Genomic DNA, 20,832 nt, shown 5'->3' on the forward strand with positions numbered 1-20,832 from the left:
AGGCCAGACGCCCTGCCTCTCACAACTCGGCCCCCGCCTGAACCGTCATCGGATGAATCCGACGGGAGTGCGGTCCAGTGTTGACGCTCGGAGGGTCCTATGACCTATGGCCGCTCCCGGATGCGTGTATGCGGTGAGGCCAGCCGATGGCTGAAGACAATACCCTGACGAAGGCACTGGTCGACGTGCGGGCGCGGAAGGCCGCGCTCCAGAGCGACTACGATCGGATCGCGGCGGAACTGACCAAGCTGCGCGCGGCCGAAGCTGCGTTGATGGCGATCGTGGAAGGCGTGCCCTTGAAGGATTCGTCACTCCTTCACGCGTCCGACGCATCGGGGGCGTCCGGCGAGGATCGCGCCTCCTCGGCCCGGGTCGGACGACGCGGGGCCCGGGGTCCGCGGGCGAACTCGGCCAAGGGGCGGCTGAAGGCCCTGCTCGCGAGCGCTGGACCGCAGGGGCTGTCGCATGCCGAGATCGCCGACCGGCTGCCCGATGTCGCTCCGAACACCCTCAACACCTATCTCAGCATGATGGTGACGGGCGGCGAGGCGCTCCGGAAGGGAGATTTCTTCACCGTCGCCGAAGGGTCACAGGACGAGGCCGACGACGCCCAGGACGAGGCCGATCAGGACGACGAGGCGCCCGAGGACGAGGAGACGGATCACGAAACCGCGCCGGCACACTGAGCCGGTCTGCCGACCGGCCATGTTGTGAGCGTATCGCGGTCTCAGTGCTCCGCCTCGGACACGATCTCGTTCGAGGCTCGAAGGCGGATCGCCCCTTCGGCTTCATCACAGGCCGACGCCACGGCTCGCGACCGTGGCGTCGGCCTGCTACCATCATCCCGCCTCCTCCATCGGGGCGGCGTCACCAAGGGCAGCGCGCCATGCGGTCGATCCTCTTGCTCTGCTCCCTGCTGCTCCTGCCCTCACAGGCTTGGGCGGCCTGCCGGTGCGCCTGCGTCAGGGGCGTGATGCGGCCGATCTGCCAGCAGACCGATCTGGTCGAGCCGATCTGTACGGGGTTGTGCACGGATTCCGTGCGTCCCGAGACCGTCGTCAAGCCGCTCTTCGGCGGCCAGCAGGTCTTCAATCCGGTCGAGCCCTTCGACCCCGCGCCCCCCGGTCTGGTCCAGAGGGATCTGAACCTGAGCACCGATACGCGCGGGAATCCCTTGGGCACCGCCGGCGTCCAGGGCGGCAGCGATGCGTTCTCAAGCTCGGCCGCCGGAGGGGCGGCCTGGCGCTGAACGCCAAGCTCGGAAATCGCTGCTCTGCGGCCGGCTTCTCTTAGGCTTCCGACGACAGGCGCCGGATGATCGGCAGCATCAGCGCGCCGGGCGGTGCCGCCGGCACGGGAAAGATCGTGGCGGTCTGATCGGTCTTCACCCGGGGCAGCCGCTCGATCACAATCTGCAGGTTCGGGATCGTCCGGGCCAGGGTCGTCGCGAGGGTCTCGCCGGCCGTCTTCGCCATCACGTATTCCAGGGTATCGCGCGGCGCCTCGTCGATGGCGGTGGTCGACGGATAGAAGGCTGCCAGCCGGTCGCGCCGTTCGAGGCAGAACAGGCTCAGATCGTAGAACGCGTAATTGTAGACCCGCATCATCTCCTCGAAGCAGGCCGGCTCGAACGGCGCTCGCTTCTGGCGAAAGATGCGCGGCGTCGCGAAGTGATAGAGCTGGGACGGTCGCATCGCGAGGGATTCAAACTGCGGCCCGACCGGCTGGGCGGCGGCGCAGCGCACGACCTGGCAGCGTCCGCCGCCGTCCCGGATCTCGCGGGCCACCGCCTCCGCCTCGGAGGCGCCAGACGCATAGGTGATGCAGACAGCGCCGCCGCCGGCCGCCAGCAGCTTGGCCGTCGCCGCGCCCAGGCCGCGGCCGCCGCCGACGATGAGGGCGGACACGTCGGCGAACTCACCTGGGCTGACCAGGGCCGCAAGGTCCGCCCAGCTCTCCTGCTCGACCGGGCGTGGGCGCACGAAGCTCTCGACCCGCGCGTCGAGGCCCGGCCCGCTGGCCTGGGTCGTCACCGACTGGAGCATCGGCTGGAATCGCTTCACCGTGTAGGCGAGGCTCGATCCGTCGGCCTCGTCCGTGAACGTGACGTCGATCTTCGAGAGGATCGAGTGCAGGCCGGGCACGAACATCCCGACCAGGGTGGAGAGTCCGCCGAGGGCCGCCACCCGGGCAGGACCGATGGCTCGCGCCAGCCGCGGCGCCAGCGCGGCGATGGCGGCCGCGCCGGGGAGCCGGAAGGCGCCCGTCGCGCTGCCGATCGTCCCGGGGGCGACGGCGACCGGCCCGGACGGGATCGCCGCAACCGCAGCCGCGACGGGCTGGGCTCGCGGTCGCTCTCCTCCCAACACCGCCTGGATCGTCGCCACGCGCACGCCGTCCACCACCAGGGAGAGACGCATCTGCCCCGCATCCGCCTCGTGCACCACGAGCGCGCTGCAGTCCCCGACCAGAACGAAGCGCTCGAACCGCATCTGCAACGCGCTCAGCCGCGCGAGCGGATAGGCGTCGGCGCAGGCATCGAGCGCCCACAACGCCGCGTGAACCCCATGGACCGCCTGCCCCCCGGCGAGCGTCCGCCGCGCCGCCTGGCCATCCATGTGCATCGGATTGACGTCGCCGGTGGCCTGGGCGAACGCGATCTGGTGCTCCTGCGACCAGATTCGTGATGCCAGGGGAGCGTTGCTTGAGCCGGCTCCGTCCATCGCAACGCTCCTCTTCGACTGACGCGCCCGAGTCCGCCCGCCCGGGCGACGCGGGGGCCGGATCCCGACACGGCCGGCCCCCTTGCTTTATGATATCGGATCTCGCAAGAGGGCGACGCTCGCACATAAGGTATGGGGCCGGTCGATCGCCGGAGGGCAGGCATTCGTTGGAATGTCGCAAGGACCGGTATCGAGGATGAACACGGCTCGCGTCCTGTCGCTCGGCTTCGTCGGAAACGTGGTCACCAACCCGTTCGGGAAGGTGACGGGCCGCCTCGCGGATCTTGCCGAGGTCGCGTGCGAGCATTTCCCGATCGGTCAGATCGAGCAGGTTCTGGCGGGCCCGGCCTCCGTCGACACGCTCATCGTCCATCTCGATCATCGCTGGTTCTTCGATGTCGCCCCGGACGAGGCGGCGATCGGACGTGCCCGGGCTCTGGCCGAGCTGGTCTCGGGCCGACTCGCACGGGCCTCCGGGACGATCATCCTCAACACGGTGCCGTTCGTGCCGGTCTCGTCGGTGGAGAGCGACCTCCACGGGCAGCTGGAGGCTTTGGCGCGCATCAACGCGGTGCTGTTCGATCTCGCGCGCGCCAATGAGCGGGTCAGCGTCATCGACGCGGCGGGAGCCCTGGCGCAGCTCGGCTTCGCCAACGCGCTGCGCGAGCGCAACCGGTACATGTACCAAATGCCCTATGCGCCAGCCGCCGTGGACGCGCTGGTCGAGCGCTATGCCGACGCCGTCGCGGCCCGACTGCGGGCCCGCCGGAAGGTCGTGGTGGTCGATGCCGACAACACCCTCTGGGGCGGCGTCGTCGGCGAGGACGGCGTCGAGAACCTCGAGGTCGACAGCGATTATCCCGGGATCGTCCACACCCAGCTCCAGCGGCAGCTGCTGCGCCTCAAAAGCCTCGGCATCCTGCTCTGCGCGGTGACGAAGAACAACGATGCGGATTTCCGCTCGGTGTTCGAGCAGCGCGCGATGCCCCTGCGCCTCGACGACTTCGTGGCCTATCGCAGCAACTGGTCCGAGAAGAGCGACAACATCCGCGAGCTCGCCGAGACGCTCAATCTCGGCCTCGATAGCTTCGTCTTCCTCGACGATAACCCGTTCGAGATCGAGGAGGTCCGCGCCCGGCTGCCCGGCGTCGAGTGCCACCTGTTCGACCGGACCCGCCCCGAGCAGGCGCTGACCCTGCTTGACGGGATCGCGTCCCTGCGGGCCCGGAACGTCACCGCGGAAGACCTATCGAAGACCGAGCAGTATCGCGGCGAGGCGCAGCGGCAGGAATTGCAGCGCTCGGCCGCCTCCATGGACGAGTACCTCGCTTCCTTGGACATCCGCCTGCACGTCACCCGCAACAATGCCGGTGCCCTCCGGCGCGTGGCGCAGCTCATCAACAAGACCAACCAGTTCAACCTCACCACCCGGCGCTACACCGAGGACGAGGTCGCCACCGCGATGCGCGAGGGCAGCGTCTACGCGGCCCGGGTGGTCGACCGCTTCGGCGACATGGGCGTCGTTGGCGTCGCCATCGTCCGCGGCGGCGAACTCGAGACCTTCCTGATGAGCTGCCGGGCGCTCGGGCGCCGCATTGAGAGCCAAGTCCTGCGCTACGTCTGCCAGGAAGAGGCCGACCCAGCGCTGCGGGCACGCTATCGCCCCAGCGCCAAGAACCGGATGGTCGAGACCTTCCTGGACGAGAACGGGTTCGCGCTCATCGGCTCTGGCTCCGAGGGCAAGGACTATCGACTGACCCGAGGACCGGATGACACTGCCTACGTCCACATCGTCGCCGAGTGAGCACGCCGCCGCGACGGCCGCCCGCACCACGCTAGACCGCCTGGTCGAGACCTGGGGCCGGCCGGAGCTGAGCGGCCTCGGCCCCGAGGACGACCTCTACGAGCGGATCGACTCCTTCGCGGTGGTCGAGCTGCTGCTGGAGACCGAGTCCGAGGTCGAGAAGGCGGTCGGGCGCTACGTCCCGCTGGCCGACGAGAGCATCCTCGACAGCACCCGCTCGCCCCTGCGTCGGCTCCAGGGCTGGTTCGACTACGTCGCGCAGGCCGTGGCCCGTGGCTGAGCTGCGCTTCCGGCATGCGGGCATCGCCGGCCTGGTCACCACGGTCGGCGGCCGGGCGCTCGCCTTCGACGCCGAGGCGGCGGATCTTGGGATGTCCCCCGAGGAGGCCGAGCGCCTGAAGCGCGCGATGGGCTTCACCACCCGCCACGTCGTCGTGCGCGACGACACCACCACCGCCGACCTCTGCCTCAACTCAGCCCGAGAGCTCCTGCGCGGCCTCGACCTGCAGCCGTCGGATCTCGACGGTCTGATCCTGGTCACCCAGACCCCGGATTACAGCTCGCCCTCGACCGCGATCGGCATGCAGCACCGGCTGGGCATGCGCACCGACACGCTCTGCTTCGATATGCGGCTGGGCTGCAGCGGCTTCGTGTACGGGCTCTCGGTCGCCTACAGCCTCGTCGAATCCGGGCTGAGCCGCGTGCTCATCTGCGTCGGCGACGTCGCGAGCCGCATGGTCGCCACGAACGACCGCTCCATCACCCCGATCATGGGCGATGCCGGCGCCGCTGTCCTGATCGAGCGGCGTGAGACCGAGAGCGTCTTCCAGCTGCACAGCGACGGCTCCGGCGAGAAGGCGCTGTTCATCCCGCATAGCGGCCTGCGCGCGGATCCCGAGGATGCGGACAAGCCGGCCTCCATGCACATGGACGGCGCGCAGGTGTTCAATTTCTCCCTGAAGCGCGTGCCGTCGTTGATCACCGACATCCTCGCGGCCGCCGGGATGGGGCCGGAGGAGCCGGACTTCTACGTCCTGCACCAGCCGAACAAGTACATTCTCAAGAACCTGCAGCGGCGCCTGGGGCTCGACGACGGCAAGCTTCCCTCGGGCACGCAATCCGTCTACGGGAACCAGAACTCCGCCTCGATCCCCGGAACGATCTCGGGCTTCCTGGCGGAGGATTTCGCGCACCGGCCCCTGCGCGCGGTGCTGGCTGGGTTCGGCGTCGGTCTGAGCTGGGGCGCGTGCGCGCTCAGCACCGATCGGATCTACGCCCCGTCGGTTTTGAAGTTCGAGGAGATGGCGTGATGACCGAGGCTGGGTTCCTGGACGAGCTCGGCGCGATCCTGGATCAGCCGGGGCCGCTCGCGCGCGGCCAGAAGCTCGGTGAGATCGAGACCTTCGACTCCCTCGGCATCCTCAACATCATGGCCCTGTTCGACACGCTGGGTCTCGAGGTGGAGCCGTCCCGGATCGCGGAGGCCGCGACCACCGACGATCTGCTCGGCATCGCCGGCGCGGAGCTGGAAGCCTGAGGCCGGGCGATGGCGGAGCCCGCGGGACACATCCTCGTCGTCGGAGCCAGCAGCGGCATCGGCCGGGCCGTCGCCGAGCGCTTCGCCGCGCAAGGGGCCGTGACCGCCCTCGCCCGCCGGGCGGACCGCTTGGCCGAACTGACCGAGGCTGGGATCGCCACCATCGCCGCGGACGTAACCGACCTCGCCGCCATCGCCGGGACCCTGCAGGCCGCGGTCGCCGAACGCGGCCTGCTGACCGGCCTCGTCTATTGCGCCGGCGTCCAGGTCATCAAGCCGATGCGCAGCCTGAGCGTGGAGGAGGTCCAGCGCCTCTACACCACGAACCTCGTCGCCCCGACTTTGTTCGCCGCATCCTTCGGCAACGCCCGGATCTCGACGCGTGACGCGGTGTTCTGCGCCGTCTCCTCGGTGGCCGCCCAGCGGCCGGAGCCGGCCATCGTCCCCTACGCCGCCTCGAAGGCGGGGCTCGACGCGCTGATCCGCGGCCTCGCCCGGGAACTCGCGCCCCGGCGGGCGGTCGGCGTCGCGCCAGGCTGGCTCGACACCGAGATGACCCAGGCGCATGCACGGCTCTACGGCGAGGGTTTCAAGGAAGCGCTGGAGAAGCGCAGTCCGGCAGGCGTTGCCTCGGTCGCGTCGGTGGTCGACGCCATCGCCTTCCTGATGTCGCCGCAGGCGCGGCACGTGACCGGCGAGATCCTGCGAGTCGATGGCGGAGCGTCTCTATGATCGGTGGACTCACGTGACAGACGGAGCCAAGCGCCTGGCGCTGATCGGCGGCGGCGGTTTCTCCAAGGAGATCGCCGAAGTGGCCCAGCTCCTCGGCTACACGGTGGACGCGACCTATTCGAGCCAGCCGAGCGCGCAGGTCGGCACCTACCGGGGCTATCTCGACGAATTCCTGGCCGACCGCGCCGAATACGCGGGCGTCGCCCTGGCCGTAGGCGGGGTTAGCCGGGCAGCGATCCAGGCCCGGGCAGAGATCATCGCGTGGCTCGACCAACACGCCCTTCCCTGCCCGCCCCTGGTATCGCCGCATGCGATTGTCAGCCAGGGCGTGGCCTTGGGTTCAGGCGCCTTCGTGGCGCACGGGGTGATCGTCAACGTCGATGCGCGGCTCGGGCGGTTCTGCGTGGTGAACACCGGCGCGATCATCGGCCACGACGCAGAGATCGGCGACAACACGACCATCTCGCCCGCGGCCTTCATCGGTGGGCGCTGCACGATCGGGGCGGACGGCTTGGTTGGCCCGCTGGCCAAGGTGCTGCAGGGGCTCAAGGTCGGGCAGCGGGCGATGATCGGGATGGGCTGCACCGTGTTGCGCGCCGTGCCCGATGAGGGTGTGATCTGGCCGAGGCCGGATAACCCTGTGGTCGCATCAGATCGCGGTTGAACCGATCCGAGCCTGAGGAGCGGCATGACGGCTCCTGGGCTTGTGCGATAGCTTGTTTCCCAGTTGCGCCACGCATTACACGACACCAACGATCCCGCGTTGGGCAATATCGCGATCGCTGCGGCTACAACGCATTCACCTGATCGATTTGACCGCTCGCGCCTCGGCTGACCCCTACGAGCGATAAGGCGCTGTTGATTATATATTCCACGCTGCTTCCCTACGCACTCAGCACCTACGGCTGGTGCGATTGGTCGAGGCAGGCCTGCGCATCAGGGAATTAGGCATTTAGACGCCGTTCTTCGATAACGTTCTGCAGGAAATTGCGACTAAAATCAGATATATAGCTGCATAATTCCCGTCGTTTCGAAGCAGGGAATTGTCGCGCCCTTACAGGGATCAAACTGCGCGCCACCGGGTATTTGTCCGCCCTCGACATCGCCGGCACAGGCTATTGAAACCACGATCGGTGGTTCTATAAATGTACTTATGACCGTGACCCGCCAACAGGCTATCCAGCTCGTCTATGCGCTCATGTACGGGGCGTCAGAGACAGCATGTCTACGCCTCGATAAGCCGATCCCCCCTCGGCTTATCACCAGCGTGAGACGCCTTCTCGACGAGGACGTCGCGCGTGCTCGCGCCAGCCAAAATGAGAATTCAGCATGTACCTTGGCGTTCTACGACGGGTTGCCGGCCGGGACTGGGTATGAGGTTCAGTATACGCCTTACCGCGTATTCAACCTCGCTGTGGCGCATGAGCTGACCCGCTTCGGCTGTAAGCAAGGGGAAGTCGTCGAGCTCATTGCCACGATCCAAGACAAGTTCAAGGACGCCTTTAGCAGGGCGAATGATGGCCTCCAAACATGGGGTCGTACGAGCTTCACCCAATCTAGCGAGGCTGATTCAGAATCATCACTCCGCGAGAGACGAAAGCGGCGTAAGATATTCCTCGCTCTGCGTCGCGTCGAGGCGACAGAGAGCGCGGCCGAATATTTTGGGACATCGCTGAAAGAAGGGGCGCGGCTTAATACCATCGAAATTTTGGACGGGCCGGAAAAACTCGCGACGTTCCTCTCTGAGGAGCTGACCGGCGGCCTATTCGGTGCCTTCGTGATTGAGCTTTCCGAGCTTGCTGTCCGCATCACCGAACTTGTCCAGCACGCACCGGTGCGCAAGCGTGGACGTCAGCCGTCTCAGCCGCCCGCAAACTGGGGTGATGTCGTCGCTCCATTCCGCGTTCGGGATCGCGACCATGGGTGATGATTACGAAATCGGTTACCGCAGGCCACCGCGCCACACCCAATTCAAGCCTGGGACCTCCGGTAATCGCCGTGGGCGCCCACGTCGGTCGAAGAATATCGACACGCTGTTTGAACAACACCTCGATCGGCTCGTCACCGTCACTCGCGACGGCCGGAAAGTACGCGTCAGCGTGCGCGAGGTGGTCGTGATGAACATCGTGAAGGCTGCGGCAAACGGGGACGCGCGTGCTCGCGAGCTTGTGCTTCGTCATATGCGCGAGAGCGGCAGGCCCGATCCGTTCGGGGCCAAGCCCTACGACGACAAGATCCTGGCCGAGCTCGCCGCCACGGTGGTTCCGCTCGATGACGACGACGATAGATCGGAGGCGTGATGATGACGAGCTCAATTCACGAGCGACTCTACCGAACCGACCTGGCGTCCTTCACAAAGTTCGCCTTTCACGAGCTGTCTCCCCAATACGATCTCAGCACAGGCTGGCCCGTCGACGTCATGGCCGATGCGCTGCAAGGGTGTCTCGATCGCGGCACCAACCGCCTGATCCTCAACGCCCCGCCGCGCAGTCTTAAATCACATTGCGCCGCGATCGCGATGGTGGTCTTCGCCCTCGGCTGGGATCCCACTTTAAAGATCACCGTCGTCGCCGGCACGCGCGCCCTGGCGGCCGAGCTGCAGCGCCGAGCCCTCGCGCTGATGCGCACCCCGCGGTGCCGTGCCCTGTTCCCGCATCTGCGGCCGACGGTGACACCAGGCGAGATCGTCCTGCCGCACGGCGGCGGCATCCTGTACAGGGCGGTCGGCCAGAGTCTGATCGGACGCGGCGCCGACTTTATCGTCATCGACGATCCGATTGCGCCGCACCGGGCGCAGGACGATGCCGAGCGTGCAGGGGTCAATGCCTGGTATGCCGCCGAGATCGTGCCGCGGCTAAACGACAAAGCCGGAGGCGTGATAGTCCTGGTGATGCAGCGCGTGCACGAGGACGATCTTACGGCCCATGTCCGCAAAAGCGGCGTCTGGACCGAGGTGGTGCTGCCGGCCATCGCTCTCAACGATGAGGCATGGCGACCCCATCACCGGCGGCCCATCCTGTGGCGGAAGGGCGAGCCATTGCTGCCGGATCGTGAGGGGAAGGAGACTCTGATCGCGGTCCTGCACGAGATCGGCGCCTACAACTTCCGGGCACAGTACCTACAGCAACCATCGCGGGCGCCGGGGCTCGAGCGCGTGGGCTGGTTCTGGGCGCCGCGGCCGCCCGACTGGCAGCCCAGGATGCCGATCGGCGGTGCGTTTCGCAAAATCCGCGAGATCGACACCATCCTGTTCGAGGTCTTCGGCGTCGGCGAACTGCCGCCGTACGCGAACCAGGCGCCCTACGGTGACGCCGAATGGGAGGCGAGAGCGATCATCCAGCAGCAGCGGCTCGTGGCTGAAGCCCAGGCCGATCGGCACCGGCAGGAAGCGTAGGGTTGATGATCTTCGGCATTCTCCTGGTTGAGTTGGCCGGAGGACAGAAGGCCGTCTGATTCGTGGACGTTTAAGCACGTTAGAGGGAGAGCGATCATGGGACGTGCGACGCGAGACCGCTTGGGTAGCGCTGACCTGTTGGTCGAATCTCTTCATAGCAAGAGTCGTCGGCGCCGGACTGCCCTCGACCGACCCGCCGCTGCGGCATGCCGCGCACGCAACGACTTGGCTCCGAACCTCACGTTGGTTCAGCGCTCACCAGGGTCACTCACGGCGCCGGCCCGTGCGGTGCGTAAACGCGACGTTGCCCAGGTGGAACGCGTGGCCGCCTCGATCCGCGCCCTCGGCTTCTGCGATCCGGTGCTGATCGACAGGCAGGACGGCATCCTCGACGGGGTAGCGCGCGTCGAGGCGGCTAAGCTCGTGGGTTTGAGCGTCATTCCCTGCATCATTGCGGGCCACCTCACGCCAAGCGAGCAGCGCGCTCTGCGGCTGGCGCTCAACCGGCTGCAGGAGCGCGGCGGATGGGACTTGGACGAGCTGAAGCTGGAGTTCGAGGAACTCGCGCTCGAAGATGACGTGCTCGATGTGACAGGCTTCACGGATAGCGAGATCGACCAAGTCCTCTTGGATGATGAGCCCGATACCGTCGAGCCCGGCCCGTTGACACCGTCGGCGGACGCCGCAGCGGTGGCGCGGCCGGGCGACGTGTTCGTGCTTGGCCGGCACCGGGTGGTCTGCGGGGATGCCCGCGATTCAGCCGTGCTGGCCAAGCTCATGGGAGCGGAGCGCGCGCGCCTGATCCTGACCGACGAGCCTTACAACGTGCCGATCCGCGGGCACGTGACGGGCGGTGAGCACCGCGAGTTCGCGATGGCCAGCGGTGAGATGACTGAGGTGGAATTCGAGACGTTCAACTTGGTATGGATCGGGGCTGCTCTGCTGCACCTTGTCGAGGGTGGCGTGTTCGGCACCTTCATCGACTGGCGTGGGCTGCACGTGGTTCAACATGCGGCGGCTGCGTTGGCTCTGTCGCCGTTGAATCTGATTGTGTGGGCGAAGACCAACGCCGGCATGGGGAGTTTGTACCGCTCGCAGCACGAGCTGCTCCCCCTGTTCAAGAATGGTGAGGACGCGCACGTCAACAATGTCGGCCTGGGTCGAGGCGGCCGCTGGCGTTCGAACCTCTGGACCTATCCCGGTGCCTCGTCGCTCGGATCCGGCTCGCGGAAGGGCCTGCAGGATCACCCAACGGTCAAGCCAGTCGCGTTGCTCGCGGATGCCTTGCTCGATCTCACCGGGCGAGATGAAGTCGTCCTCGACCCGTTCCTGGGCTCAGGCTCAACGCTGATCGCGGCCGAGCGGGCGGGGCGACGGTGCTACGGGGTCGAGATCGATCCGCATTACGTAGACCTGATCGTCAAGCGGTACGAGGAGGTGACGGGCGGTCGTGCCATCCGTGAGGCTGAAGGATCGCACCATGGCCAAGCGGATTGGATTGTTCCAGCACCGTGATACCGGGCTAACCTATCAAGAACGCTACCGGACCGTAAGGGCCTGATAGTTCGAAGCGCAACCGAACTCGACTGGTGGGCCTTGCCGGTAAACATCAACGCCTCACTCATTCCCAATGTCGATTTAAATCAATTGCGAAATATGCCGCGCAAGTCGCCCATGAAAACTTGCATAAAATATGACAGCTGACGTCGATCTCGACTGGACTGCAGAGGACATTGGAGCGTTAATGCTCGCACAGCGACGCATTTAGAACCGAAGTGAACGACCCAATGAGATAAAATTGTAAGCTACCGAGTGCTGGGCCGGATTTTATTAACACGCACCTTCGCGAGATGAGCGTTTGCAGCAATAAGTCGATCGTGCGTGATGAGTTTCTATGACCGGTAGCGAGGGTTGCTTCACGCTCTTGTGCCGAGAGGCTGAATAGCCAGCATGCCCGAGAGCAGCGGCGTGCGTGCCTCAACCCCGCCGGTCCCACGGGCCGACAGCGGGGTCGGGTTGGTGGCGGGGCAGGTCCCGCCGACGACTCGGAGCGCATCATGCTTTGTCCTACTCAAAACCACATCCCGAGCTTGTCCTCGGTCTCAGCCGTGTTGTGGCCGGCACCCTGCCCTCCCGTATCCAGGTCAGCCGCTCACGCGTCCCTGGTTGACGGGTCGCGTGTCGCGTTCGCTCTGTTCAGCATGTGAGGCGGTGATGTCCAATCGCACCATCTCCTGGGCTGCCGCTCTGCGCGAGTTGAAGGCAGACCGTTTGTCCCGGCCCGTCATCCGTGAGGAACGGCTACGATTGTCTGCCAACTGTCCCGGCTCCGCACCTCTCGCACTGAGTGCTTGGCGCGGTCGCTCGGGGCGGCGGTACGTCGTTGTGGTTCAGCCGCTCGACACCCCAGACTTGGTGGATGACCGTGCGACCGTCGTCCTAGCCGTTGCCCGGGATACAGAAGGACATGCCACGATAGTGGCGGTTCGGCCGTGTGACGCGGGTGATGTGGGCTTTCTCGGCTGGCTCGCTGCCTGCGCGCAGCGGGGCGCTTGCGAGCTGCACGCCCACCGTTTGGCTGAGACCGCAGCCGATCTTGCGGCCATCGCCGCTGACCTGACTGGACCTGTTGGTTCCGTCGCGGCGCGCGAGCGAGGGGAGCCGCAATGACTCGCCATGAATTCGGCAGGGCGGTGCTGCGGGCGGCACTGGCCAGGGCGGAGGGGCGCTGCGAGGGGCGGCTATCCAATGGTAGCCGCTGCCCGTGCTCGCTACAGATCGGGCGCTACCATTTTGATCACATTGTTCCCACTGCATTGACGGACGACGCCTCACTCGGGAACTGCCAAGTGCTTTGCCGAGCATGTCATGCGGCCAAAACCGCGGTCGACATCGGCGTGATCGCACGCGTGCGGCGGGTGCGTGACCGGCACGTGGGTATAAAAGACCCACACCGGCGACCGCTGCCAGGTGGCAGGTCGAGCCCGTACAAGCGACTTATCGGCGGCCGCATCGTCCGACGCCATCCGGGGGAACGAGAATAATGATGCTCGTAATGGCCGTGTAATGAGTAGTCGATCACTTCTAACGGAAATTCGGCCCTTACCTTCTTCACAGCTACCCCAGCCGCTGCCCCTAACCTGACCGGTATTTTGGACCGGGCCAGTTGCGAGGCTACTGCATGGTGGCGCCCATGGGTAGCCGGAAGGCCAGATCCGGGAAGCTGACGGGCGCGGGCGGCCGATAGCCCAGCGACGCATGGGGTCGGACGCGGTTGTAGGTGTTCTGCCCGAGGCCGATTACGACCTGTGCCTCCTTCAGCGATTAGAATATCTCCTGGCGCAGGCACTTGTCGCGCAGCTTGTCATGAAAGCTCTCACAATACCCGTTCTACCACGGTGATCCTGGCGCGATGTACTGGATCTGCGGACCAGTTTTGGCCACCCATTTGCGCAACGCCTTCGCGATCATCTCGGGACCATTATCGCAGCGGATGTTCTCCGGGATGCCGTGCAGGCACATCGCCTCTGCCAGGGCCTCGATTACGCCGAGGCTGTTGATGCGCCGCGCCGCCGTCAAGGCGAGGCACGCCCGGCTGTGCTCATCGATCCGCGTCAGGATGTGCAGGCTCCGGCCGTCGTGGGTCTGGGCCTGCACGAAGTCGAAGCTCCAGACGTGGTTGCGGTGGAGCGGGCGCAGGCGTTTGCCCGAGCCGTCGTTCAGCCAGAGGTGGCTGCGGTATTTATGTAGGCTGGGGACCTTGAGCCCCTCGCGACGCCAGATGCGCTGAACCCGGTCCTTGCCCACCTGCCAGCCGCCCGCCTGCAGCAGCGCGGTGACACGACGGTGCGGGTCAGCGCATCCTCGTCGGTCGGCACGGTGGGCACGTAGCGCTGCGTGCCCCGGTGCTGGCCGACGATCCGGCAGCCGTGACATTCCGAGAGACCATACTTCTCCCGAATGCCGTCGACCGCCTGTCTGCGTCGCTCGGGGGCTACAAGTTTCCCGAGGCGACGTCCGCCAGAACCTGACCCACCAAAGATAGATCCGCCACACGCCGACGAAGCCGGGCGTTTTCGCGCTCCAGATCTTTCATCTTCCTGGCCGGATCAACCTTCAGATCGCCGTATTTCTTACGCCAGCGGTCGTAGCTCTGCTCGGAGACATCCGCTTCCTTACAGGCAACGGCGATGCTTTTCCCTTGTGCCGTCTGCACCTCGATTTGGCGCAGCATCAGCCCGACCTGTTCCGCGCTCGGCCTCTGTCCTCGCTTCATCCCCAACTCCTCTGCACCAGGCTGATCCTCTCAATCAGTCCGGTCCAAAGCCAGCCGGTCAGGTCACCCCCTATTGAATGATCTCGTGGGCCGCGGTCGCAATCTACGGGACGCCCTGACACTACGATGAGGCTCCATAAGGTTCGGCCACAGCGGCTTCTGCCAAGCTAGCGGTTGTGATCATACAACCGCCGTAGAGGTGCTGCTTTTACCGCGTTTACCCCATTGCCTGCGCTTTGGACCGCATGGCGCCATACGAGAGCAGCGAACTGCCTATGGACTGGCACTTGTACACATCAAGCTTGACCCATATGCCGCTGCGGTCGTAGCAGCCGGGCAGCAACGGAACGGGACGGATTCATGACGGGCAAGCGCGCGCTGATCACGGGGGTGACGGGCCAGGACGGCGCGTACCTGGCGCAGATGCTGCTGCAGAAGGGCTACGCGGTCACCGGCATCGTGCGCCGCTCCAGCCATGCCGGCGTCTTCGATCACAGGTTGAAGTGGCTCGGCATCCTGGACGATGTCGAACTCGTGGACGGCAACTTGTTGGATCAGTCGGCGCTGCTGCGCATCGTCCAGACCGCCAAGCCCGACGAGATCTACAATCTCGCCGCCCAGTCCTTCGTCACCTCCTCATGGCAGCAGCCGCTGCTCACCGGCCAGGTGACGGGCCTGGGCGCCGTGCACATGCTCGAATGCCTGCGCTCGGTCGCTCCCCAGGCCCGGTACTACCAGGCCTCGACCTCGGAGATGTTCGGCCTGATCCAGGAAGCGCAGCAGAGCGAGACGACGCCGTTCTACCCGCGCTCGCCCTACGGCGTGGCCAAGCTCTACGCGCACTGGATGACGATCAATTACCGGGAAAGTTTTGGGCTGCACGCCTCGAACGGCATCCTATTCAACCACGAGAGCCCGCTGCGGGGCGTGGAGTTCGTCACCCGCAAGGTCACGGACGCGGTGGCGCGGATCAAGCTCGGCAAGCAGACGGAACTGCGGCTCGGCAACATCGACGCCAAGCGCGACTGGGGTCACGCCCGGGACTATGTCGAGGCGATGTGGCTGATGCTGCAGCAGGACAAGCCCGACGACTTCGTCATCGCCACCGGCCGGACCACGACGGTGCGGGATATGTGCGTGATCGCATTCAAGCATGTCGGGCTGAACATCGACGATCATCTGATCATCGATCCGGCGTTCTTCCGTCCGGCGGAGGTCGAGGTGCTGCTGGGCAACCCGGCCAAGGCCAAGGCGACGCTGGGCTGGGCGGCGCAGACCTCCCTGGAGGCGATGATCCAGGAGATGGTCGACGCCGACATCAAGCGTCATTCCTAGCTCACGTGCTTAAACGTATCCTCATCACTGGCGCATCGGGGTTCGTAGGTCGACACGTCCTGCGTGCGTTCCGCGACGGGTTCGCATCAGCCGATATCCTTGGCGTTGGACGCCGAGCATTTTATGATAAACCAAATGGGGTTACATATGAGGCCCTCGACCTTACCGATCCGGTCGCGGTCCAGCAGCGGATTGGCATTTTCCAGCCGACCGAAATACTTCATCTTGCGGCTGAGTCGTCAGTCACGCGTGCTGAAAAATCCAAATTTGACGCGTGGCGCATAAACTTTGGGGCCCTATACAATTTGATCGTCGCAGTCGAACGGGGAGGAAAACCTTGTAATTTTGTTTTTGTTAGTTCAAGTGAAGTTTACGGACGGGCATTCATAGAGGGTTGTCCCGCCAGCGAGAGGACAATGCCGCAGCCGATGAACGCATATGCCCAATCTAAATGGATTGGCGAGCAGTTATTGATTAGATCCACCGAAGGAACCTGCCTACGACCTATCATTATGCGCCCGTTCAATCACATTGGCCCCGGACAAGATCTAGCATTCGCCATCGCCTCTTTTGCTCATCAGATCGCTCTTATTGAGTCTGGGCTTCAGCCTCCATTTGTAGAAGTAGGCAACATTTCAACACAACGCGACTTTCTCGACGTTTCGGACGTTGTCGACGCGTACATGAAAATTTTTCAAAATTCTGAGATGTTTGACGAGCCGCAAATATTTAATATCTGCTCAGGTCAACCTCGTAGTATTGAGAGCATGCTAATGGCCTTACAAGAGCTGTCTCACATCGATTTTATGATCCACAGCGATCCTGATCGGACACGCCAATCCGACGTGCCGGTAGCGTTCGGCGACCCTCGTCGCCTTCAGCAGGCAACCGGATGGGTGCCAAAAATCGATGGAATGACATCTCTGGCCCGAATTTTGGACGATGCCAGGACTCGCGTTGCTAGCGTTGTCTCATGAGGGTGACATCCGACCGCTTCCCCCTGATTTCCTACACATTTCCCACGTTCTAGAAGAACGTGGGAAATGTCTGATGCAGGAAATTAGACAGGATTTCACGCCTAAATTCGTACGAAAGGCGGTCGACATGCTGAAGAGCTGTAATTGGGCGCAGATGCCGATCACGGCCGAGCTCGAAATCTGATCTTTGAATGTTGCGGCAGTGTCGTTCAGCGCTGAAGGGGGCAATGCTTTGACCGCTGCCGGCAGGATAGACGGTGGGGGCCGGCTCACCAGCGCAATCATATTGCCGTCCGATCAGGTGATTGAGATCGCCCACCTCCAGCGCGATCTTAACCAGACGGGCTGGTGAGCTATTCCGAAAAGCGAGATGGCGCCGGGGTCCTTGGCATCATGGCGCTGGCGGGCGGAGAGCTTCCGAGCGCCCATGCTCCGCAGGATCCGGTTCAGTGTCTGCTGGGCCACCGTACGCCTGCGGTGAAGGCCGCGGTTGTGCTTCCGACGGGGTGTCAGGCTGCAATCTGCCGGGGCTGAGGCTGGGTCCAGCTCCAGAGGAGCAGATCGTCGATGCGCCGTGCGAGATGGTCGGGGGCCGCGCGAGCACGTCGGCGAGCCAGGCCTGCGGATCAAGGCTGTTGAGTTTGGCGGTCTCTATCAGCGTGTAGAAGGCCGCGGTGCGATGGCCGCCCGCATCCGAGCCGGCGAAGGTCCAGTTGCGGCGGCCCACCGCGATGGGACGGATGGCGCGTTCGGCGGCATTGTTGGAGAGACAGACGCGTCCGTCGTCGAGGAACCGGGTGAAGGTGTTCCATCGCTTGAGCAGATAGTCGATCGCCGCTGCTGTGGGAGCCTTGGCCGAGAGCTTGGCGCGGTTCTCCCGCAGCCACGCCTCCAGGTCGGCGACGAGGGCAGCCGAGCGGGCTTGGCGGTGCGCCCGGCGTTCATCCGGCTCAAGGCCGTTGGCGGCGCGCTCGATCGCGAAGATCGCAGCGATCCGCGTCACCGCTGCGATGGCGATCGGAGCCTTCTTCAGATCGGCGAGCTCGAAGAACGTGCGTCTTGCATGGGCCCAGCAGGCCGCCTCGCGGATCGGACTTGGTTTGCGGCCGAGTTCGTACAGCCAGCCGAACCCCGAGAAGGCGTCCGCCTGCACGATGCCGTGGAAGCCGCCGAGCCAGGTCTCGGCATGCGCGCCTGAGCGGTCGAGGGAGTAGAAGTACGCCGCGGCCGGTGGCTTGGGTCCACCGAAGGGGCGGTCGTCGCGGACCACCGTCCAGAGCCGGCCCGTGCGGGTCTTCCCCTTGGCCAGGACCGGCACCAGCGTGTCGTCGAGATGGAGGCGCTCGGCCCCCCGGACATGGTCCTCGATCCGGGCGACGAGGGGCGACAGGGCGGTGGTGACGGCTCCGACCCAGCCGGCCAGGGTCGAGACGTCGATCGGTACGCCTTCATGCGCGAAGCGCTGGCTTTGGCGATGCAGCGGCAGGTGCGGGCCGAACTTGGCCATCATCACCTCGGCCAGGAGGTTTGGCCCGGCTCGCCCCCGTGGGATGGGATGGAACGGGGCCGGAGCCTGCGCGATCGTCTCGCTGTCGCTGCAGGAGAAGCGCTCGCGCACGTGCTGGATCACGACCCAGCGCGCCGGGATCCGCTCCAGGGTCTCGGTGACGTCCTCACCGAGAGGGCGCAAGCGTACCCCGCCACAGCAGGCGCAGCGTGTCGGGCGGGACGATGCGCTCGCGCGGCAGATGCTCGGGCAGGGGCCGACGAGCGGGCTTGCGCCGGGAGGACGTCAGGGTGGCGTGCGCCTCGGGCTCGCTGGTCGCGTGCGCATCCGTCTCGGCCAGCGTCTCCTCCAGATCCTCCAGCGTCTCCTCCAGATCCTCCAGCGTCTCCTCCAGATCCTCCAGCGTCTCCTCCAGATCCTCCAGCGTCAGTTCGAGCTGGTCGATCCGGGCGCTGCGTTCCGAGGAGACCCCGAAGCGCTCCCGTCGCAGCCGGGCGACCTCCAGTTTCAGCCGTTCGACCGCGATCTGCGAGGCGAGCCGGGCCTCCCGCTCGGCCAGGATCATGGCGTGGGCGGCGGCGAGATCCGTGAGAAGCGGCGGGGGCTCGGGCGCGTTCGACACGCCCGAGAGAAGAGCATATTCACCAGTCTTTTTAACGCGTTATCCTCATCCGAGAGCGCCAGGACGCCAGCTCTCCTGCGGCATCCGCCAGTCGATGCCCGAGAGCAGGTAGCCGAGTTGCACCGTCGAGATCGTCACGGCTCCGTCCGCCACCGACGGCCACAGGAAACGGCCGCGGTCGAGCCGCTTGGTGTACAGGCACGCTACCTGGCCATCATGCCAGATCACCTTGATCAAGTCGCCGCGTCGGCCGCGGAACACGAACAGGTGCCCGGAATGGGGATCACGCTTCAGCGCCTCCTGGACGATCATCCCCAAGCTGGAGGAGCCCATGCGCATGTCGGTGTGGCCGGTGGCCAGCCAGACCCGGACATGGGCCGGCAGCGGGATCATCGGCCCTGCAGGGCATCGAGCACCCGACCCAGCGCCGCGGCATCGACATCCCGGCCGACCGTGAAACGGCGACCGCCGCCAAGTTCGATCTCGATGAACCCATTAGGCCGACGGGTCCGGGGCCGCCTCGGTCTCGGTTCGACAGGCGTCGAGGATGGCCCGGGCACGATCGCAACGGGAACGAGCGACGGAACTGGGGCCAGCGGCACGCCACGCTCGCAGAGCAGCTTGCCCCACCGAAACAGTTGGCTGACGTGGAGACCCGCTTCGCGAGCGACCTCCGACGCCGACACGCCCGGCTCGAACGAGGCGGCCATAAGCCGCTCTTTCCCCGCCCGCGTCCAGCGTCGCCGACGCTCCGACCTCACCAGTTCGATGCCCGCCCACGTCATGCTTAAAGGCCTAGAATTACCCCTATGACGTTAGCCCGACCCGACCATCACACAAGGCGGCTCTCACCGGACGCGTACGGGCCACCGACAGCCAGTGGCCCTCGAACAGCATCTCAGCGAGATCGGCCAGCCGACAGCGCATCACCCCGCGGACAGTCCGCATCTGCCCCATCTCGACCAGGGCACACACCAACTTCCGCTGCTCGGCGTTCGGCCGCGAGCAAGCCCCAGGCGCTTTGCCGCTGATCAGGACGTCCAAACTGTACGCGTTAAACGCTACGACCCAGTCCCGCACAATCTGGAGCCCAACCCCACCGAGCACTGCAGCGGTCCAGCGCAAGCAACCGGCGCAGATCGCCGACAAAGCCGACAGGAACTATGTCTGCAAGGAATCGGGCACACTGGATAAAGCGCGCAGGCATGCTGCAAAAAAAACCGAACGCTGTGGCAACGAAGGAGCCATGCCACCCCCTCGGACTCCAAGCCCGAAAACAGAATCACCTCTTAGCCGCCGGTGCTACCCCTCGACTCACACTAAATGATGGTAAGTACGATCAATAAATGACCTGCTTACTTATCGCGCATCTTCTTGGATTTATACTCATCACTCAACATCATCTCAGAAATCATCTGCGGAATATTCTGCGTCTTTTCCAGCAAAGATTTGTAATACGCAAGGCCAACCATATCAGGCTCCCTGCCCAGCAAAAGTCGAAATAAATCTTCTACAACAGTACTAGAGTTGTGAAGTGTCGGATTTCCATGCAGGTGTGCAAGTATTGAAGCTTCTGCAGGACCGAACGAGAGCGCGATCCGGCCTTCAACTCTGCCATGCATCGCGAAGTGTAGCCAAGGCTCGACCCCTTCCCTGACAACATCTGGGTAGAGCGTTAAGTAAGCAATGGCATCAAAGTCGGGGCCTGGTGAGCGGCCTTCGTAACTGCCATCTTTTAAAAAATGCATCATTGGATCGTGGCCAGCAGCCGCCACATCAGGGTTGTGCTTCAGGTACCATGCCGAGTCAAACAAGCCGGAAGAAATCAGTGCGGCTTGGCGTGCAGCCAACTGCCGCGACGCCATACGCCGAGCCCACCATGTTCTCGCAGCCGGCGGCTTAGCCAATCTAAAAACTGGCGGTGG

General features: G+C 64.8%; 19 protein-coding genes and 2 pseudogenes. 14 read left to right on the forward strand and 7 right to left on the reverse strand.

Features of this window, described 5'->3' with window-relative positions; all coding sequences use genetic code 11:
• The first annotated feature begins 146 nt into the window (after positions 1-146).
• Positions 147-686 (forward strand): hypothetical protein, encoded by a 540-nt coding sequence (locus AO398_RS26940; RefSeq protein WP_058195347.1) that lies wholly within the window; start codon positions 147-149, stop codon positions 684-686.
• 200 nt (positions 687-886) lie between these two features.
• Positions 887-1,249 (forward strand): hypothetical protein, encoded by a 363-nt coding sequence (locus AO398_RS26945; protein WP_201025843.1) that lies wholly within the window; start codon positions 887-889, stop codon positions 1,247-1,249.
• Between the two features lie 40 nt (positions 1,250-1,289).
• Here the strand turns inward: AO398_RS26945 and AO398_RS26950 are convergent, their stop codons facing one another.
• On the reverse strand, positions 1,290-2,723 hold the full coding sequence (locus AO398_RS26950; RefSeq protein ID WP_058195349.1) for a MaoC/PaaZ C-terminal domain-containing protein: 1,434 nt from the start codon (positions 2,721-2,723) through the stop codon (positions 1,290-1,292).
• 196 nt (positions 2,724-2,919) lie between these two features.
• Between AO398_RS26950 and AO398_RS26955 the strand changes: the two genes are divergently transcribed.
• From AO398_RS26955 to AO398_RS27000, 10 genes are all read left to right on the forward strand, one after another.
• Positions 2,920-4,527 carry an HAD-IIIC family phosphatase gene (locus tag AO398_RS26955; RefSeq protein WP_058195351.1) on the forward strand — a complete coding sequence of 536 codons (1,608 nt, stop codon included), beginning with the start codon at positions 2,920-2,922 and terminating at the stop codon, positions 4,525-4,527.
• Complete coding sequence (locus tag AO398_RS26960; RefSeq protein ID WP_058195353.1) at positions 4,493-4,807, forward strand: hypothetical protein; 315 nt, start codon at positions 4,493-4,495, stop codon at positions 4,805-4,807. The genes AO398_RS26955 and AO398_RS26960 overlap by 35 nt, the downstream gene beginning before the upstream one ends.
• Positions 4,800-5,837: a ketoacyl-ACP synthase III gene (locus AO398_RS26965; protein WP_058195355.1), complete on the forward strand. Its 1,038-nt coding sequence runs from the start codon at positions 4,800-4,802 to the stop codon at positions 5,835-5,837. The genes AO398_RS26960 and AO398_RS26965 overlap by 8 nt, the downstream gene beginning before the upstream one ends.
• On the forward strand, positions 5,837-6,064 hold the full coding sequence (locus tag AO398_RS26970) for a hypothetical protein (RefSeq protein WP_058195357.1): 228 nt from the start codon (positions 5,837-5,839) through the stop codon (positions 6,062-6,064). Before AO398_RS26965 ends, AO398_RS26970 begins: the two co-directional genes overlap by 1 nt.
• Positions 6,065-6,073: 9 nt before the next feature.
• Entirely contained in the window at positions 6,074-6,796 is a 723-nt protein-coding gene (locus AO398_RS26975; protein WP_058195359.1) for an SDR family oxidoreductase, read from the forward strand.
• Positions 6,797-6,809: 13 nt separating this feature from the next.
• The gene (locus tag AO398_RS26980) at positions 6,810-7,460 is read left to right on the forward strand and encodes an acetyltransferase (RefSeq protein WP_058195361.1); all 651 of its coding nucleotides are present in this window, start codon (positions 6,810-6,812) and stop codon (positions 7,458-7,460) included.
• Between the two features lie 672 nt (positions 7,461-8,132).
• Positions 8,133-8,723: a hypothetical protein gene (locus AO398_RS26985; protein WP_152997682.1), complete on the forward strand. Its 591-nt coding sequence runs from the start codon at positions 8,133-8,135 to the stop codon at positions 8,721-8,723.
• On the forward strand, positions 8,716-9,096 hold the full coding sequence (locus tag AO398_RS28700; RefSeq protein ID WP_152997683.1) for a DUF5681 domain-containing protein: 381 nt from the start codon (positions 8,716-8,718) through the stop codon (positions 9,094-9,096). The genes AO398_RS26985 and AO398_RS28700 overlap by 8 nt, the downstream gene beginning before the upstream one ends.
• On the forward strand, positions 9,093-10,190 hold the full coding sequence (locus tag AO398_RS26995; protein ID WP_152997684.1) for a hypothetical protein: 1,098 nt from the start codon (positions 9,093-9,095) through the stop codon (positions 10,188-10,190). Before AO398_RS28700 ends, AO398_RS26995 begins: the two co-directional genes overlap by 4 nt.
• A gap of 96 nt (positions 10,191-10,286) precedes the next feature.
• Positions 10,287-11,705, forward strand: coding sequence for a DNA methyltransferase (locus AO398_RS27000; RefSeq protein WP_082643475.1), 1,419 nt, complete (start codon positions 10,287-10,289; stop codon positions 11,703-11,705).
• 1,659 nt (positions 11,706-13,364) lie between these two features.
• Here the strand turns inward: AO398_RS27000 and AO398_RS27010 are convergent.
• Positions 13,365-14,466, reverse strand: a pseudogene (locus tag AO398_RS27010) (IS3 family transposase).
• Between the two features lie 360 nt (positions 14,467-14,826).
• On the opposite strand from AO398_RS27010, the gene gmd reads away from it, so the two are divergent.
• On the forward strand, positions 14,827-15,801 hold the full coding sequence (gene gmd, locus AO398_RS27020; RefSeq protein WP_058195375.1) for a GDP-mannose 4,6-dehydratase: 975 nt from the start codon (positions 14,827-14,829) through the stop codon (positions 15,799-15,801).
• 5 nt (positions 15,802-15,806) lie between these two features.
• Entirely contained in the window at positions 15,807-16,778 is a 972-nt protein-coding gene (locus tag AO398_RS27945; RefSeq protein ID WP_160329366.1) for an NAD-dependent epimerase/dehydratase family protein, read from the forward strand.
• Between the two features lie 49 nt (positions 16,779-16,827).
• Here AO398_RS27945 and AO398_RS28705 read toward each other — a convergent pair whose 3' ends face one another.
• The 5 genes and pseudogenes from AO398_RS28705 to AO398_RS28910 form a co-directional block, all read right to left on the reverse strand.
• Positions 16,828-17,097, reverse strand: coding sequence for a hypothetical protein (locus AO398_RS28705; protein WP_152997686.1), 270 nt, complete (start codon positions 17,095-17,097; stop codon positions 16,828-16,830).
• Positions 17,098-17,287: 190 nt separating this feature from the next.
• A pseudogene (locus AO398_RS27025) lies at positions 17,288-18,850 on the reverse strand (IS66 family transposase).
• Between the two features lie 102 nt (positions 18,851-18,952).
• Positions 18,953-19,300: an IS66 family insertion sequence element accessory protein TnpB gene (gene tnpB / locus AO398_RS27030; protein WP_058195377.1), complete on the reverse strand. Its 348-nt coding sequence runs from the start codon at positions 19,298-19,300 to the stop codon at positions 18,953-18,955.
• Entirely contained in the window at positions 19,297-19,692 is a 396-nt protein-coding gene (locus AO398_RS27035; RefSeq protein WP_058195379.1) for a transposase, read from the reverse strand. Before AO398_RS27035 ends, tnpB begins: the two co-directional genes overlap by 4 nt.
• Positions 19,693-20,262: 570 nt before the next feature.
• Positions 20,263-20,772: a DUF4214 domain-containing protein gene (locus AO398_RS28910; RefSeq protein ID WP_160329367.1), complete on the reverse strand. Its 510-nt coding sequence runs from the start codon at positions 20,770-20,772 to the stop codon at positions 20,263-20,265.
• Positions 20,773-20,832 lie beyond the last annotated feature (60 nt).

It is taken from the genome of Methylobacterium sp. GXS13, assembly GCF_001455965.1.
In the GTDB taxonomy this organism is placed as follows: domain Bacteria; phylum Pseudomonadota; class Alphaproteobacteria; order Rhizobiales; family Beijerinckiaceae; genus Methylobacterium.